Below are 17,076 nucleotides of genomic sequence, written 5' to 3'. Positions count from 1 at the left end.
AAAAGGGGAAAGAAACATGAGAAACCATTATACAAAGCTGCGCCCATTGAGCGTAGTAATTCTGATTATGATGCTGCTAGCGATTGCTACAGCTTGCAGCAAGGAGTCTTCTGAACCTGCTGCAGAACAGACTGCCAGTCCGGACACAGCCCAAGAGACATCTTTTACCTACAAGGATATCAATGGGGAACATAAACTTGATCATCAGCCTGCTCATATTGCCACAACGGTAACTTATTTAACGGATCATATGATCGCACTGGGTTTAACGCCGACGGCTTCAGTTAAGTCTCAAAATGAAGATTTTCCGCTGTACCTGAAGCCTTTTCTGAATAACGTTGAGATTATTGGCGATCAAGGAAAGGTTAATCTTGAAAAGCTGTTATCCATAACTCCCGATCTGATTATTACAGACACCAACAGCGAAAAAATCTATGACGAGTACGCGAAAATAGCGCCTACGGCCATGCTAGAAAATGGCTATGTAGCCCCTGATTGGCAGACAGCGTTCCGCGCAACGGCTACAGCTTTTGGCCTTCAAGACAAGGCTGAGCAAGTCATCACCGACTATGATAAGCACAAGCAGGAGGCAGTGAACCAGATTCACGATAAAGTAGCTGGAAAAACCTTGATGGTACTGCGTATTCGTAACGATATTCGTTATTACGGGGATACGGATTACAAATGGTTGTATGATGATTTCGGCTTCACCCGGCCTGCTGTCTATCCGGTAACTGGACCGGAGAATCGTTTTGAGTCGTTATCCAATGAGAAGCTTCCACAAATCAACCCGGACTACATTTTGCTCATTAACGACAATGAAAGTATCTATAACGAGCTGCAAGATCTAAGCATCTGGAAAAATCTAAAAGCCGTTAAGAACAATCAGGTGTACACCCTGTCTTCGGATTCATGGTTCGGTGGATATGGACCTAACGCTGCTAACTCCATGCTGGATGATCTGACTAGAATCTTCGTTAAATAATGGACACGAATATTTGGGATCAGCTCAGCTCCTATTTTAACCTTCATATTCAACAGCAGGGGAAGGCTGTATGTACTGTTGGAGGGGAAGCTTTAACCGAGAAGGTAGCTGTGCAGAACTTTCTCACGGCCTACGGTGAGTTCATTGAGGCAGAGGAGCTTCCAGTTGCTGCAGCTTATTTTGTCAGCTGGTTTGGGGATGTGGCTGCTGCGCTGTTGTATAGCGTTTCTGTGCACAATACCGTTCCGAACCTCACACTTACAAACTTGCAGGTACATCTCATACCTGAGCAAGGCTACACCCGAATTGCCTTTCAACTGTCGGAGGATCAATTAGATCATGCGCCAGGAGAGAGAGACACGGTAGATTGGACTGTATGGCGGGAGCAAGTATTCAGCCGTTTTTATAAGGATACTGTCAGTCCTCTGCTCTTTTGTCTATCAGAGGCAAGCGGACTTCAGTTAGGAATGTTATGGGGACAGCTGCCGACCTCTCTACAGAACTACAGGGAAAAGCTGCAAGCATTGTTCTCTTCACAGGATAATGCTTCGCTTCTGTCCTATCTGGCTGAAGACGATGCCTTCATGTGTAATGATCTTGGCCCTGAGGTCTTCGGACGATCGAGGAACCCGCTCCAAGCTAAAGTCCGGTTCATCGACCATCCGCTCGAGGCAGGGAAGACACTTGCTATCAAAAATACCTGCTGCCTACAATATAAGCGTACTAATCGGTCGTACTGCTATACTTGCCCACGCCTCTCCAAGCAAGATCGTATGAATTGGCTTCAGCAGGGTTAAACAAAACGTAAAGGCAATCCTTATTAAAAGGGTTGCCTTTTTTCTTTTCAAGATTATATAGAAAGAAACGATTATATATGCCGAACAAAAGAGATTGATAAATATGAGCGAATGGGGAAGTTTGGAACTGACTGTAGGCGCAAAACGCTAGTCTGCTAGCTTTCCATAGGAAAGCTAGCGCCGGAATAGACGGTCGACAGCAACATCTATAATCCATGGCTGTTCAAATCCACCTATGTCACTAGAAGCAATACATTCCCCTTCACCAGTCGTTTTAACAGTGAAAAAGAGGGGACCACTCCTAACTAACGGCATATTTGTACCTTATTTTTCTTCAATATAGGTGAATAAGGTAAATAAGGGCATTATTGTGTCTTAATTTTCGAAAAAGCACGCTGGACGAGGTATTCTGGAAGAATTAAGGTACAATAATGCACCTAATCGCCACTAACCCGTAAATGCAGGGGATTTAAGGTACAAAAATGCCGTTAATTACACTTTGATACTTTTTTAAGCCAACGTTGATGAAGAGATACGTGATAAAGACAATTGTCCTCGCAGTGCTGTTCGTGACAGCCACACTTGAAACTATGATATAATGATTAGCGACAAGGGGGTGCTTAATAGATGGAGAATCTTGTAAGATTGTCTGGTACTTCTCCCACTCATGCAAAGCCTGTATTAGAAAAGCGTTACTTTGCATGGGGCAAAACCTTTTTTAACGCTAACGCTAAATAAGCTCTTCTAATATGTTGGCTTTGCACCTTATTTGGAAATTTTAAAATAAGGAGCGGGCACAATGAAATATATTAATGCAGCAAAAGTGTTACCCGAAAAGCTAATTATGGAAATTCAAAAATATGTTCAGGGAGAAACGCTCTACATTCCTAAGCCGGAAACGGAGTATAAGCATTGGGGAAGTCAGAGCGGCGGGCGACGGTTACTTGATGAGCGTAATGTCGCGATCCGAGCTGCTTTTAAAAATGGCAGCAGTATCGAGCAACTCGCCGAGGAACATTTTCTCTCGATCGAAACGATAAAGAAAATTGTCTATTCACATAAAAGTAAGAAACAGCACTGGTGAACATCCTTCATCAGTGTCTTTTTTTATGCCGAAAATGATTCTAAGTCATTGTGTTCATTTTAAGAGTGGAGGGTACACTGTAGACTAACGATAGAGACAGCTGGTCTGAAAATGACATATAGAGAGGAAATATGACAATGAGTGAAGAGCAGAGCAGAAGCAGACATCTGGTGGACCCAGAAGTGGTTAGCGCCCTTGATATGTTCCCGACAACGGATCTTACTCCGTCTGTTTTGATAGAATCACGTATGAAGCAAGCACAAATGATGCCGCAAATCGATGTTACGGAAAAGTTCCCGGTTACCTTTGAAGAAAGAACGGTACCCAGTTATTTTGGCGGGCCGGAAGTACGTATAGAGATTATTAAGCCTACGCAGCCAAAATATGAAAAGATGCCTTTATACTATTCTCTTCACGGCGGGGGGATGGTTATGGGAAGTCCGGTCGGTGACCGCATGGGGAATGCCGCTCTTGCTGTGCAGCATGGTTTTTGCTGTGTGTCTGTGTATTACCGCCTGGGACCTGAGCATGTTCAGCCAAGCCAGCTAGAGGATATCTATTCGGGCCTAAAATGGTGTATTGAACACGCGGAAGAACTGGGAATCGACGCTAAGAAAGTTGCCGTTGCAGGCTCAAGTGCTGGCGCAGGTTTGGCGGCTGGTGTGGCTTTATACATTCGGGATCAGAAGGAATTTGAGATTCATCATTTGAGATTGCGTAATCCGATGTTGGATGACCGTACGAGTGTTGCACCAGATCATCCTTATGCCGGAGAATTTGTTTGGAATAAAGCAAGTAATTATTTTGGCTGGAAATCTGTATTAGGTCATGAACCAGGTCAGGAAGGCGTAAGTGAATATTACGTGCCTGCACGTGCAAAATCACTTGCTGGGTTGCCATCTACTTTTATTACAATCGGCAGCATTGATTTATTCGTTGACGAGGCTTTGCTATTCGCGAAACAACTGATTCATGATGGTGTTTTGGTGGAACTGCATGTCTATCCGGGCTACCACCATCTGTCGCCAATGTTCCCGAATGCTCACTATTCTCAGGAAGGTGCGAAATCGAGTGAGCATGCTTTGCTGAAGGCTCTGGATTTGCTTTAATCCGGAAGAAAAATAACAGTAAGAACTCATAACAAAAGCAGCGACAGCTTATGGATTTGATAATTCAATTCCTAGGTTGCCGCTGTTTTTTTGTTTCAAACAGGTACGTCCTTATTTTTCATGGGTTACGTATCTACTAAATTGATATGATTACTAAATTTACCATGTGAGTGTTGCATAGTAAATGTATATAACAACGTCCTGCTTGCAGGAATATTGGGTTAACGAAACATTTTATCCATTATGGATAAAATGCATTATTTAATTATCTATATTTGAATAATAAATTATCCTTTGCTATAATCTCAATTGTAAGTGGGATACTATTGCAGTAGGGGGTGGGGACATAAACCGCAATGAGGTCGGTACGCTCAAGAAGGGTTTGGATATTTTTAACCTTGTACTCCATAATCCCAACATCACCACTCAAGAAATCATGGAAGAATTACAGCTCAACCAAAGCACGGCTTATCGCTTGGTTAGCACATTGGAGCAGAATGATTTCATCATGAGAAGCCCCAAAAACGGGTTTGTGATTTCGGATGTGTTTGTATCCAAATTACAAAATGAGAATCTCCTCAAGCAGGACGTTGATCTCTTGCAATCCGTGCCCTCTATGGACAAGCTAAGCAAGACGACAGGGGAGACCTCCTACATCGGAATGCTTCATGGCACAGAGGTAGTGATCACGCATGCAATTTCAGGGATGTATGCCACTCGAACTCATCATGTGATCGGTGATTGTAAGCCTATTCGTGGCGATGCCATTGGAAAATGTTTGCTTGCTTATCAGAGTGAAGAGTTGCAGTCGTGGATCTTGGAGAATATGTCTTTGGAGAAGCAGACTGAGCATACGATTACTTCCCAGGAGAAATTCCGTGAGGAACTGCGTAACATTAAGGTCAAAGGTTATGCTTTGGATGATGAAGAAGGGGAATGCGGGGCCAGGTGCATCGGCGCACCGATCTGGAAGGATGGCAAGGTCATTGCAGCCATTGCGATTAGCGGTCCTACAACCCGAGTGTCCAAAGAGAAGGATGACTATCATATTGAACAGGTAACGTCATGTGCACAAGAGATTTCAAATCTGTTGAGCCATGAATCAATTTCATAATTTGATAAGTGAGCGTTTATGAAATTGATTTGAATAAATAAAAAATATATTCGGAGGAGAATAGACCATGAATTTTGTAACATTGAACAACGATGTAAAAATGCCTCAGCTTGGATTCGGCGTATGGCAGGTTAGCGATGACCAAGCGACTGCTGCTGTAACAAAAGCCTTTGAAGTGGGCTATACCTCGATTGATACGGCCATGATTTATCAGAACGAGCTGGGTGTGGGACAAGCCATCAAGGAATCCGTAATTCCTCGGGAGAAGCTGTTCATCACCACTAAAGTGTGGAACGCAGATCAAGGATATGAGAACACCTTGCGCGCTTTTGATGAAAGCTTGAAGAAGCTGGAACTCGATTATATTGATTTGTATTTGATCCACTGGCCAACGCCGAATTTCGATCAGTACATTGATACTTACAAGGCGCTGGAGAAACTGTACCATGATGGTAAAGTGAAGGCGATCGGTGTATGTAACTTTGAAATCGAGCATTTGGAGCGTCTTCTGAAGGAATGTGAAGTGAAGCCGGTCCTCAATCAGATCGAATGCCATCCATACCTGGCGCAAAATGAATTGAAGGCGTTCTGTGATTCGCACGATATTTTTGTTGAAGCCTGGAGCCCACTGGATCAAGGCGGCGATGTTTTGAAGGACGAAGCCATCGTCAAGCTGGCCGAAGCTCATGGCAAATCTCCAGCGCAAGTCGTACTTCGCTGGCACTTGCAGCGTAACGCGATTGTGATTCCGAAATCCGTTACTCCTTCCAGAATTGAAGAAAACTTCAATGTGTTTGACTTTGAACTGTCCGCTGACGAGATGGAGTCCATCAATCAACTGGACAGTAACCGCCGCAAAGGCCCGCATCCAAATGAATTTCATATGAGATAATTGATTGATTCAAAGCCCGTAAATCCGCTTATTATAAGCGATTTGCGGGCTTTTTGCATCCAAAGATAGAGTAGTAAAAATATCATATTCCCTTGACTTTCCATGTAATCGTAGATAACATAGTTCATGTCATTAAAAATGATAATCATTATCATATACAATTTATAGAAATTAGGGGGATATACAAAATGCACAAAAGGTTTTTGAGTGTAGTTATGCTTATTGTTGTGATACTGGTTGCAGCGGGTTGTGGGTCTAACAATACTACGAATCCGGCAACAAACAGCGAGCCGAAGAGCAATGCGGCGGCTGAAAATACTGGCAGTGAAACCGCAAGTGGCCCTATTGTATTAAAGGACTCTAAAGGCGAGGTTAAGTTGGATAAGCCTGCACAAAAGGTTGTTGTACTGGAGTGGACATTTACAGAAGATGTAATTGCGCTCGGAGTACAGCCGGTGGGGAACGCCGATAACGAAAACTATAAGCTGTATGTGACATCTGAAGCACCATTGGATGCAAGCGTGACGGATGTTGGTACGCGCGACGAGCCGAATCTGGAGACCATTGCGGCGTTGAAGCCGGATTTGATTATTGCGAATGCTAGCAATGAAGCCATTTATGATCAGCTGAAAAGTATTGCTCCAACATTGATTTTCAATCTGTATCCACCTGAAGGGCAAGGTGACCAATACACACTGATGGAAGACACCTTCAAAACGATAGCAACGGCTCTTGGTAAAACTGCGGAAGGTGACAAAGTCCTTGCAGACTTGGATGCGCATTATGCGGATGCAAAGACGAAGCTGGCTGCAGCAGGCAAGGAAGGTCTGAATTACGTACTGACACAAGCATATAGCTATCAAAATGCAGCAACAATGCGTCTGTTCACAGACAATTCACTAGCAGTACAAACATTGGACCGGATTGGTCTGAAGAACGACTGGAAACCTGATAATTTCGAGAGCTATGGATTCAGCACATCGACCGTTGAAGCCTTGCCTGCGGTTCAGGATACCAATCTGCTCTATATCGTCCAAAAGGATGATGATATTTTCACAAAGACACTGAAGGATAATTCCGTTTGGAACGGACTTACCTTCGTTAAGGAGAAACGTACTTACGCATTAGACAGCGCGACCTGGGTATTTGGCGGTCCAATTTCCTCTAAGGTCATTGTGGATGAAGTAGTAAAAACCTTAACGAAATGAGTGCTACTATGAACGGGCATAGCAGTGAAAAAACTTCAATTAATATGACCTGGCGGATTATTGGAATATTTGGGGGCGGCCTTGCCGTCCTCTTCGTTCTGTTTATTCTAAGTCTAGGCTTTGGGGAGGCTAGAATCCCGGCGAGTACTGTAATGAAGGGATTGCTGAACCGTCAGGATGTCATGGAACATAATCTGCTCTGGGATATCCGCATGCCGCGTACAGTTATCGGTATTCTGGCCGGGGCTGCCCTGGCTGCGGCTGGTGCGTTACTACAAACGATAACGAAGAATCCGCTTGCTTCCTCAGATACACTGGGGATTAATGCGGGAGCTTATTTTATGGTTGTTCTTGGCATGGTTGTTTTCCCGGCTTTGCAGCATCAGTTCCCATTTGTGCTGGCAGCTGCTGGTGGCCTGCTGGCAGCGCTTGTTGCCTATCTACTTAGCGGCGGCAAGACGGCTACGCCTGTCCGGCTGGCTCTATCGGGAATGATCGTGTCCATGGTGCTTGGAGCGTTCACCTCGGCACTATTTATTTTCAATAAGACGGAAACGCAAAATTTATTCTTATGGGGTTCGGGTTCTCTGATTCAGCTGAACTGGGACGGCGTCCAGTATGCTTGGCCCTTTGTCCTTGTGCTCCTTGGAGTATCCGTGTTCGCAGGCAGGCAATTCGATGCGCTTGAACTTGATGAGTCTACTGCCCGTTCGCTAGGACAAAGAGTAGGGTTAACCCGGGCTGTAGGCCTCGGCATATCGGTATTGATGGCTGCGATCGTGGTCAGCGTGGTCGGCCCCATCGGCTTCGTTGGCTTAGTCGCTCCCCACCTTGTCCGGCTTGGCGGTATACATAAGCATCGTTTGCTCATCCCTGCGAGTGCCTTGTGGGGAGCGTTGCTCATTACGGCAGCGGATACACTTGCGCGTGCGGTGCGGAGTAGTGTAGGGGAGATGCCGGTCGGTGCGGTTATGGCGATTATCGGAGCCCCTTGGCTTATTTGGCTGGTGCTGACCAGAATGAAAAATATATCGGGTTCAGGTCCAGGGCAATCCTCCATGAGTATAGGCGGAGTAGCGCTACGTATGCGTTTTATTCCGACAGCGATATTTATGAGTGTACTGTTAATCGTTATTATTCTTGTCAGTTTGTCGCTTGGCGGGACGAGGATACCTATTGGGGATCTACTGAGCAGTCTTGTACAGAGGGGCGATGATTCGTATTCTGTTCTGCTGAATTTAAGGCTTCCGCGTACACTGGTTGCAGCTGCAGGCGGTATCGCACTTGCCATTAGCGGTGTACTGATTCAGAGTGCTGTCCGCAATCCACTTGCTGACGCTTCTATAATCGGTGTGACCTCAGGAGCTGGCTTTGGTGCGCTGATCGTGTTGTTCGCATGGCCGGCAATGACGGTCATTGCTTTACCTATTGCCGCAATGGCTGGCGGGGCTTTGGCAGCATCCATTGTATTCTTCCTGGCATGGCGCAGAGGTCTGAATCCATCGGTTCTCATCCTGCTTGGAATCGCGATATCTGCGATCGCCTCGGCGGGCATACAGGTGATGATCGTCAAGGCAAGTATCTGGAGCGGCAACTCCTTAATTTGGATCACTGGCTCGACCTATGGACGGGGCTGGAATCAATTTTATAGCCTTCTAATCTTCCTCATTATCCTGTTACCCGTTGCTTACTATTTGGGACGGAAAATCGATTTGCTAGCTTTTGGTGATGAGAGTTCAGTCGGCCTAGGTTTGCCCGTTCGCGGGACGCGGCTTTGGGCGATGATTATCGGAGTGTTGCTGGCAGCGGGAGCTGTTTCCAGTGTAGGGACGATTGGTTTTCTCGGGCTCATCGCACCGCATGCAGTGCGGATGATGATCGGCCACCATACGAGACGCTCCATTATTTTGTCGGGTCTGCTTGGCGGCTTGTTGCTGGTGATCGCCGATACGGTCGGAAGAACGATTATGGCACCGAAAGAAATCCCGTCAGGTTTGATCATTATGCTGATCGGTGCACCTTATTTCCTCTTCTTAATGTACCGTTCGCTTGTTAAAAAAGGGTAGAATGTAGTTTGAGACACTTATTCAAGGCCGTCCCGTCATGGGGCGGCTTATTTTGTGTACGTTTATGCTGGGCATACAATAATAAATGGACATCTAATATCGACATCCGTGATTGAGATGGCGTGAGAACCATCTTCCCATCTTCATTTTAATAAGGGGCGTCCCAATTATCCGTTTTATGGATTTTGGGGCGTCCCTCTTTTTTTAGTCTTATGCATAAAATTTAGCTATTGACAAAAATGTTTCCCGAGAGCAAAATAAGATTCGTCAGTATATGTTCGTTAGGTTTAGGGGCTCGGAACAACCCCACGATTAATGTGTGAAAAGAGGAGAGACTATGGATGCAGGAATTCAGCAAGTAAAAGAAAATCATGGATGGTTACGGAGCAGTTCTAGTATTAGTTTGGAGGAGGTAAACAATTCCGTTAAAATTCCTCTAAAGTCAGGATTCTGGAGAAAGCTCCTGGCATTTGCGGGACCGGGGTCACTGGTAGCCGTCGGCTACATCGATCCGGGTAACTGGGCAACCTCAATTGCGGGCGGCGCACGCTTTGGCTATACTCTTTTATCTGTTATTTTAATTTCAAATTTGATAGCCATGCTGCTTCAAGTCTTGTCAGCCAAGCTCGGGATTGTCACCGGAAGAGATTTGGCACAGGCAACAAGGGATGCTGTCGGTCCCAAAATGGCTGTTTTTTTATGGATTCTAACGGAGCTTGCTATAGTGGCAACAGATCTGGCAGAAGTGATCGGCTCGGCAATTGCCCTAAATTTATTGTTCGGGATCCCGTTGTTATGGGGCATTGCTATTACTACACTTGATGTGCTGCTATTGTTATTTTTACAGAAAAAAGGTTTTCGGATTATTGAATCGATTATTATCGTCTTAATGTTCACCATATTCGCAGTATTTGTCTTTGAAGTGATCATATCGAAGCCGGAAGTATCGGCTTTATTGGGCGGATATGTTCCTAAATTTGAGATCATTACGAATCCTGAGATGCTCTTCATCTCATTAGGGATTTTGGGAGCAACAGTGATGCCACACAATCTGTACTTGCATTCATCGATTGTACAGACCCGGCAATATGAGAGAACTGTCAAGGGACGGAAAGAAGCACTTAAGTTCTCCGTTCTCGATTCTAATATGTCACTGTTCTTTGCTTTCTTGATTAACTCTGCTATTTTGATCCTTGGTGCGGCCGCTTTTCATGGTACGGGACTAAATGTATCGGAAATAGAAGGCGCGTATGAGCTTTTAAGTCCTACCCTTGGCGTTAGTATTGCCGGCACGTTATTCGCAGTCGCATTGCTTGCTTCTGGTCAGAACTCGACCATTACGGGAACGTTAGCAGGGCAGATTGTGATGGAAGGCTTTGTGCGCTTGAGAGTGTCGCCGTGGCTCCGCAGATTGATTACCCGCTTGCTGGCTGTAGTGCCCGCATTTATCGTTACGTGGATAGCAGGCTCCAGGGGGACAGGCGACATGTTGTTATGGAGTCAGGTAGTGCTTAGTTTGCAGTTACCTTTTGCCGTTATTCCACTTGTACTGTTCACCAGCGATAAGCGGAAAATGGGCGAATTCGCCAATCGGCCGTGGATTAAAATTCTGGCTTGGCTATCCACCGGGGTTATCGTTGCCCTCAATGTGTTCTTGGTGTGCTATATTATCTTGACTGGTCATGATTTAGGATGACTAAGCGAGAACCCCTTGGGCATCCAAGGGGTTTTTACATTGAAATAGTAATCATTCGTGGTCAAAAGTTCTGAAAAGCCAGATCGCAAGAAGTAGAGCCATGCTTACAGCAGCAAGCCCGAGCCAATTCAAGTACAGAACAGAGGTTTTACTGATGACAAGTCCGCCCAATCCAGATCCTAAAGCAAAACCTAACTGGATGAAGGAAGTATTCACACTTAGCGCCATATCAGGATTTCTGGGTACCAGCGTAACCAGTAATAGTTGTTGGGCAGGAGAAATGCTCCAGGTAGCTAACATAAAGATCATTAAGACCAGGATTAATAGAAATAGATTCATGCCAGCCAGAGCAAAGGCAAGGATCGTCGCTCCTTGTAACAGGAGTCCTAGACAAATGGTGAATTTCGCTCCTTTTGCATCGGCCAATTGCCCGCCCATTCTTGATCCCACGAAGCTGCAAACCCCTGCCAGGAATAGAACACCGCTAATCTCGGTTATGGACAGTGAGGAGGTGGCCTGCAGGAATGGAGTAATATAAGTAAACAGGGTAGAATATCCGCCGATATACAATAAAGTAATACCTAAGGCAGTCAGAATTTTTGGATCTTTTAGAATGGAGAGCTGCATGCGGAGGGTAACCCTGTCCACTTCTTTGATTGCCGGAACTTTTCTATAGATGATTAGCAATGGAAGAATGCTTAATAAACCGATCGCAATAAATAGAACTCTCCATCCAAGCCTCTCGCTAAAAAATGTACCCATCGGAACACCCAGTACGAGCGAGCTGCTGAGACCCATCAAGATAATACCGATGGCCCGTCCCCGTCGTTCTTTTTCAACCAGTCGTGTTGCTACTGCCATAGCCACCACGGTAGCCATTCCTCCACTAGCCCCTTGAATCATTCGCACCCATAGTACGATTTCATAAGAAAGATCGGCAAACATAAGCCCGTTAGTGGCAATGAATACACCAAGGGAAGCCACGAGCAGCTTCTTGCGATCCACATTTATAGTCAGTGCGATTAGAATCGGAGTGATAATGGCTCCTGCGAGCGCAAATACAGTCACTAATAGCCCAACCTTGGAAGTAGAAATGCCCAAGTCCACGGCAATCATATCAATGACTCCTGTAATAATGTATTCAACGGTTCCGATCAGAAAAACTGCAAGTGCCAGGATATAGATGATCGTATTATTTTTCAATGGGATTCGCTCCACTTTCAATTATTCACTGTGCGCTAAAATCATTCACCTAAGAAAATCTTCAGCTGTTGATCTATAAATTCGGAATCGGGCCCATGCTGTCCAATGCCTGCGCAATGTCCCCATTTCGAGTCAATCGGGAGGAAGCGAGCATTCGGCATACATAGTACTTCATAGTTGTTATCCTGGGGAGGAAAGAACAAGTCTGTACTTCCCGGCATGACTAGCGCACAGGCTGTAATGCTTCGTAATGCAAGTTCGAAATCGCCGTTATACGCCTGGTTTGCGCTGATATCGCCGCTGCTTCCGGTGCGTAACATGGTAATCAGGTCATTAGCGTCGAAAGTCAGAAACACTTGATCCCAGTAGTTCACAAGATAATCCTCCAGAGTGTGGTAACCGTCTTGCTGATAGAGCTGCTCCAGATAGTAAGCCTGGGAAAAGCCCCAAGGGGCATAGACCCGACCCATTGCGGCTAATCCCGCCGTAGGCTGCTGCTTATAAAACCCATTCTCCCAGGCAGAATCCGCTTGAAGTGCAGCGATCATGCTTGCAAAAACAATTTGTGCATGTGGCCTTGTCTGAGCCGTACCCCCGAATGGGGCAATACGTTTCACCATATCGGGATAGCTGGCTCCCCACTGGAAGGTTTGAACAGCTCCGAGTGACCAGCCGACGACGAGGGCGACTTTGCTAATCCCAAACTTCTTGGTCACCAGTTGATGCTGCAGACGCACGTTATCATAAATCGTCACCATCGGGAAGTTCCCGTGATCATAGGGCGGGGCCGTATTGCTTGGCGAAGAGGATAATCCATTACCCAGCATGTTCGGAATAATGATAAAATACTTTTCCGGGTCCAGCGCCTTGCCAGGTCCAATTAACCATTCATTATCGGTATGCAGACCTGCAAACCAGGTGGGATAGACAATAACATTATCTTTTGCCGCATTCAGTGTTCCGTAAGTTTTATAGGCAAGAATGGCATTCGGCAGGATGACACCGGATTGCAGCAGAACATCCCCTAGTTCATAGATTTCGTAATCTCTCATCGTAACAATCTCCTTTTTCGTAAATGCAAGATGGACTGTCTTACTTGTCACCACTCTACGACGATGCTATTGTTTGTTCAAGGAAACGTTTATGAATGATACATTCAATTAATTTGAATTAAGGATGGGATGTACTGTGGAATTACGCCAACTCAAGACCTTTCATACCCTTGCTTCTACACTAAACTTTAGCCGCGCTGCAGAAGTTCAAAACTACGTTCCGTCAACGGTTACGATGCAGATGAAGGCTCTGGAGGAGGAACTGGGGGTCAAGCTGGTGGACAGGCTGGGGAAGAAAGTAATATTAACCGATGCGGGGAGACGCTTCCTCGGATACGTTGTCAACATATTGAGGGAGCTTGAAGAAGCAGAACAAGTGGTTAGACAATCTGGCGAGATGACAGGGACGCTCGTTATAGGTGCAGATGAAACGTTGTGTACGTACCGCTTGCCGGATGTATTGCGGCGCTTTCGCTTGCGCTATCCTGGAATTCGCCTAATGTTCCGCGCACTTTCCGATGATAATCTCAAACAGAGTCTACGGGAAGGGGACGCGGATATTATTTTCATGCTGGATGAAGACAAGGGTGAGACCGGATTTTGTGGAGAAAAATTGCTGGATGAATCCTTCTATGTCCTGGCCGCGCCCGATCATCCCTTGGCAGCACGTACGACATTGACTGTTGAAGATTTTAAGGGTGAGACCTTTTTGCAGACAGAGAAGGGCTGTTCCTATCGCACATTTTTTGAGCGAAGTCTGTCGCAGAAGGGCATGAGAGGAGTTACGGAATTAGAGTTTAACAGCGCAGAAGCGATCAAGCAGTGTGCGAAAATAGGAATGGGCATCGCTATATTGCCTGAAATGGCCGTGGTCGAAGAAATGAACCGGGGAGAGCTGGTTCCGTTGGCTTGGGATTTGACCGCCGTGTCCTTCGCAACCCGAATGTTCTGGCATGAAGAGAAGTGGATCTCACCTGCGATCGAAGCCTTTATTAACTTAAGCCGGGATACGTTTCCGGGGAATAGTAACTTGTAGAAAGCAACGATAGAACCAAAGATAGAACCAAAGATAGAACCAAAGATAGAACCAAAGATAGAACCGATGACAACACCTTGAAAAACTGTTTCCATGTCGTAAGATGTGAAGTTCAGTTTTTTTAGGTTTTTTTGCGTTGGTTAGATCGTTTTATGAATCTTCAGTGGGCCTGCCTCAAAATCAGCGTTGGCCTCGGCAGGTAACGGACTCCAGAGACCTTATCGCCTATAAATTCAGTCATTTAGGAAAATAGCGGACTCCAGAGACCTTATGGGCAGAAATTCTCTGCAAATTCAGCGGTTTGATAGCAAATAACGTCATCTGAGTCCGTATCATCATTCAGAGCAACTTAGAGTGGGAAATAACGGCTATACGGTCCGTTAGCTCTTATAGATGAGCTTTAAGCCTTGAAAAAGATGGCATTCATGAATTGGTGTTCATGAATTAAGTGCGACCATGTTCTTTTGTCCAGAATAGAGCTATCTTAATGTCATTTTAATGTTATATTTTATAACCTGATCAAACGATTACTTTTTTTGTGGAATGAATACAATCATAAATGTCAGTTATGTGTTATGTATATGATGCATTTATCTTTATTTTTTAAAATTTTAAAAATATATTGATAACTTATCTAACATGTACTAGAATGAGATTAGAAATTGCGTAAACGTTTTTGCAAAATAACAGATTATTGTTAAATAGTCTCACATTATAAAAGGTATAAAGGTTGTAAAAACGTTATGACAAAAATAGAGGTAAAGAATGGAAGTGGTTGTCACGAAAAGAGACATAACGATTAAAGATGTGGCAAAAACAGCCAATGTATCTGTTGCTACTGTATCTCGGGTAATCAATGGACTGGACCGGGTAAGTGAGGCTACACGAAAAAAAGTATTGAAAGTAATCGATGAATTAAACTTCGTGCCGAACACGATAGCGGCATCTATGGTTAATAAAAAAACGAACATGCTGGCGGTAGTGGTGCCGGAGATTCAAAACCCCTTCTACACGGCAGTGATAGGCGGAACGGTGGAAGTAGCGAAGAAAGCAGGCTTTGTCACTCTTGTTGTATCTACCAATGGCGATGAAGCGGAAGAGTCCACCTATTTCGAGAGTTTTCTTGGTAAAAACGCCGACGGCTTTATCTTAATTGGTACTCATAAGACAGCGGATTTTTACCAGACTATCCGTAAGCCGACGATTCTGGTGGACCGGTACATCGATAATAGCGGTCATGATGGTGTGATGATTGATAACTATCGCGGCGCTTACGAAGCTACCAAGCACTTTCTAGAGTATGGTCACACACGGATTGCCATTATAGACGGGAAGCATGACTTTAATGATGGTAAGGATCGTTATTGGGGATATCAGCGGGCCATGGTTGAAGGTGGAGTAAGCCCTGATCCTAAGTATCACAAGCAAGGGAGCTGGCTGGAGGATAGCGGCTATCAATCTACCCTTGAATTAATGCAAGCCGAGGTCCCACCGACAGCGATTTTTGCAGCCAACAACTTGATCTGCCAGGGAGCCATCAAGGCGATTCGGGATTTGAATCTGGAGATCGGGGAAGACATTTCATTAATTGGTTTTGACGAGAATGAACTGGCTGAATTTGTGAAACCGAAGGTAACGGTTGTTCGCAGACCTACACGTGAAATGGGGACGCAAGCTGCGGAGATGCTGATTAAGAGAATTAAAGATAAAAAAACGGATGAGACGAACCCCAAGAAAGTCATACTGGATGTCGAACTAATGAAATATGGCTCCGTCAAAAAAATGAATTAGTCGAAGGAGAAGGAACATGGCAAAGGTCTTGGTAGTTGGCAGCATGAATATGGACATTGTGACCCAAGTACAGCGTCATCCGATTCCTGGTGAGACGATTCAAGGACAAGAGACTCAGTTTTTTGTAGGTGGTAAAGGAGCGAATCAAGCCGTTGCAGCGTCTCGCTCTGGAACCACAGTGACCATGGCAGGCGGGCTGGGCGATGATTTTTTTGGACAGGATATTCGCCGTAAATTATCCGCAGATAATATCGGTATGGAAGGGGTATTGCGTAAGCCTTTGACGACAGGGATGGCCATCATTACGGTGGATCATCTGGGAGAGAACAGTATTATTCTGTCAGCCGGCGCGAATGCCGCATATAGTGAGCAGGATGTGCAAGGCCTTGAGCTTTCAGACTATGATGCTGTGGTTCTGCAGAATGAAATCCCGAGAGAGACCAACCGGGCTGTGCTGAAACTGGCAAAGGTAGCCGGAATAACGGTGTTCGCTAACCCGGCACCTGTGCTGGGTTTTGAATTAGCTGATTTGAAGTTCATCGATTTCTTGATCTTGAATGAGATTGAGGCGGAAGCCTTAAGCGGGGTTAAGCTGGACGATGTCGCCAAAGTAGATGAAGCGGGTGAACGAATCCTGAAGCATGGGGTTCAGGGTGTCATTATCACGCTTGGCAGCAAAGGATCATTCTATATCGATACCAGCGGCTTAATGATCTCTACGACTGCATATAAGGTAGACGTTGTGGATACCACGGCGGCCGGGGACACTTTTATAGGAGCCTTCGTATCCAAATATTTAACGGGTGAAGGGGTGGAGTACAGCTTGAATTATGCCACCGCTGCCTCGGCGTTGACGGTATCGGCTTCTGGTGCTCTAAGTTCTATCCCTGAAGAAGCTCAGGTCCTTGAATTTATGGAAAAAGAAAGAGCGGGTTAGGACAAGTGAGATTCAGATGATCTACTGTGTGAAAAGGAATTCGTAAGGACATCATTGGAGTAGATTCCGAAGTGCTTTTTGAAGGAGATTGTTGCATCACTTGACT

General features: G+C 45.3%; 14 protein-coding genes. 12 read left to right on the top strand and 2 right to left on the bottom strand.

All coding sequences use genetic code 11. The features are described from left to right. The first annotated feature begins 16 nt into the window (after positions 1 to 16). The 9 genes from ACFVU8_RS13065 (at position 17) to ACFVU8_RS13025 (ending at position 10,951) form a co-directional block, all read left to right on the top strand. The gene (locus tag ACFVU8_RS13065) at positions 17 to 985 is read left to right on the top strand and encodes an ABC transporter substrate-binding protein (RefSeq protein ID WP_379469467.1); all 969 of its coding nucleotides are present in this window, start codon (positions 17 to 19) and stop codon (positions 983 to 985) included. Then, positions 985 to 1,782, top strand: coding sequence for a hypothetical protein (locus ACFVU8_RS13060; protein WP_387427740.1), 798 nt, complete (start codon positions 985 to 987; stop codon positions 1,780 to 1,782). Before ACFVU8_RS13065 ends, ACFVU8_RS13060 begins: the two co-directional genes overlap by 1 nt. 799 nt (positions 1,783 to 2,581) lie before the next feature. After that, entirely contained in the window at positions 2,582 to 2,866 is a 285-nt protein-coding gene (locus ACFVU8_RS13055) for a CD3324 family protein (protein ID WP_175372295.1), read from the top strand. Between the two features lie 137 nt (positions 2,867 to 3,003). Then, positions 3,004 to 3,975, top strand: a complete 972-nt coding sequence (locus ACFVU8_RS13050; RefSeq protein WP_387427739.1) for an alpha/beta hydrolase — start codon at positions 3,004 to 3,006, stop codon at positions 3,973 to 3,975. A gap of 325 nt (positions 3,976 to 4,300) precedes the next feature. Continuing rightward, a complete protein-coding gene (locus tag ACFVU8_RS13045; RefSeq protein ID WP_387428021.1) occupies positions 4,301 to 5,089 on the top strand; it encodes an IclR family transcriptional regulator in 789 nt (262 codons plus the stop codon). Positions 5,090 to 5,156: 67 nt separating this feature from the next. Further along, on the top strand, positions 5,157 to 5,981 hold the full coding sequence (locus ACFVU8_RS13040; protein WP_387427737.1) for an aldo/keto reductase: 825 nt from the start codon (positions 5,157 to 5,159) through the stop codon (positions 5,979 to 5,981). Between the two features lie 188 nt (positions 5,982 to 6,169). Continuing rightward, positions 6,170 to 7,189: an ABC transporter substrate-binding protein gene (locus tag ACFVU8_RS13035; protein WP_387427735.1), complete on the top strand. Its 1,020-nt coding sequence runs from the start codon at positions 6,170 to 6,172 to the stop codon at positions 7,187 to 7,189. Positions 7,190 to 7,197: 8 nt separating this feature from the next. Next, complete coding sequence (locus ACFVU8_RS13030) at positions 7,198 to 9,255, top strand: iron ABC transporter permease (protein WP_387427734.1); 2,058 nt, start codon at positions 7,198 to 7,200, stop codon at positions 9,253 to 9,255. Between the two features lie 337 nt (positions 9,256 to 9,592). After that, on the top strand, positions 9,593 to 10,951 hold the full coding sequence (locus ACFVU8_RS13025) for an Nramp family divalent metal transporter (RefSeq protein ID WP_175372289.1): 1,359 nt from the start codon (positions 9,593 to 9,595) through the stop codon (positions 10,949 to 10,951). Positions 10,952 to 11,002: 51 nt separating this feature from the next. On the opposite strand, the gene ACFVU8_RS13020 is transcribed toward ACFVU8_RS13025, so the two are convergent. Both ACFVU8_RS13020 and ACFVU8_RS13015 read right to left on the bottom strand, forming a co-directional pair. Then, positions 11,003 to 12,154 carry an MFS transporter gene (locus tag ACFVU8_RS13020; RefSeq protein ID WP_387427732.1) on the bottom strand — a complete coding sequence of 384 codons (1,152 nt, stop codon included), beginning with the start codon at positions 12,152 to 12,154 and terminating at the stop codon, positions 11,003 to 11,005. Between the two features lie 41 nt (positions 12,155 to 12,195). Further along, positions 12,196 to 13,206 carry an alpha/beta fold hydrolase gene (locus ACFVU8_RS13015; RefSeq protein ID WP_387427730.1) on the bottom strand — a complete coding sequence of 337 codons (1,011 nt, stop codon included), beginning with the start codon at positions 13,204 to 13,206 and terminating at the stop codon, positions 12,196 to 12,198. Positions 13,207 to 13,342: 136 nt separating this feature from the next. On the opposite strand from ACFVU8_RS13015, the gene ACFVU8_RS13010 reads away from it, so the two are divergent. The 3 genes from ACFVU8_RS13010 (at position 13,343) to ACFVU8_RS13000 (ending at position 16,970) form a co-directional block, all read left to right on the top strand. Further along, entirely contained in the window at positions 13,343 to 14,242 is a 900-nt protein-coding gene (locus ACFVU8_RS13010; protein ID WP_387427728.1) for a LysR family transcriptional regulator, read from the top strand. A 765-nt stretch (positions 14,243 to 15,007) separates the two neighbouring features. Next, positions 15,008 to 16,033, top strand: a complete 1,026-nt coding sequence (locus ACFVU8_RS13005) for a LacI family DNA-binding transcriptional regulator (RefSeq protein ID WP_387427727.1) — start codon at positions 15,008 to 15,010, stop codon at positions 16,031 to 16,033. Positions 16,034 to 16,049: 16 nt separating this feature from the next. Continuing rightward, on the top strand, positions 16,050 to 16,970 hold the full coding sequence (locus tag ACFVU8_RS13000; protein ID WP_387427725.1) for a ribokinase: 921 nt from the start codon (positions 16,050 to 16,052) through the stop codon (positions 16,968 to 16,970). Positions 16,971 to 17,076 lie beyond the last annotated feature (106 nt).

The organism is Paenibacillus sp. NPDC058177, from assembly GCF_042883835.1.
GTDB classification, from domain to species: domain Bacteria; phylum Bacillota; class Bacilli; order Paenibacillales; family Paenibacillaceae; genus Paenibacillus_AQ; species Paenibacillus_AQ agri.
The sequence above is the reverse complement of the archived record's forward strand: the minus strand, read 5'-3'. Positions and strand labels throughout refer to the sequence as shown.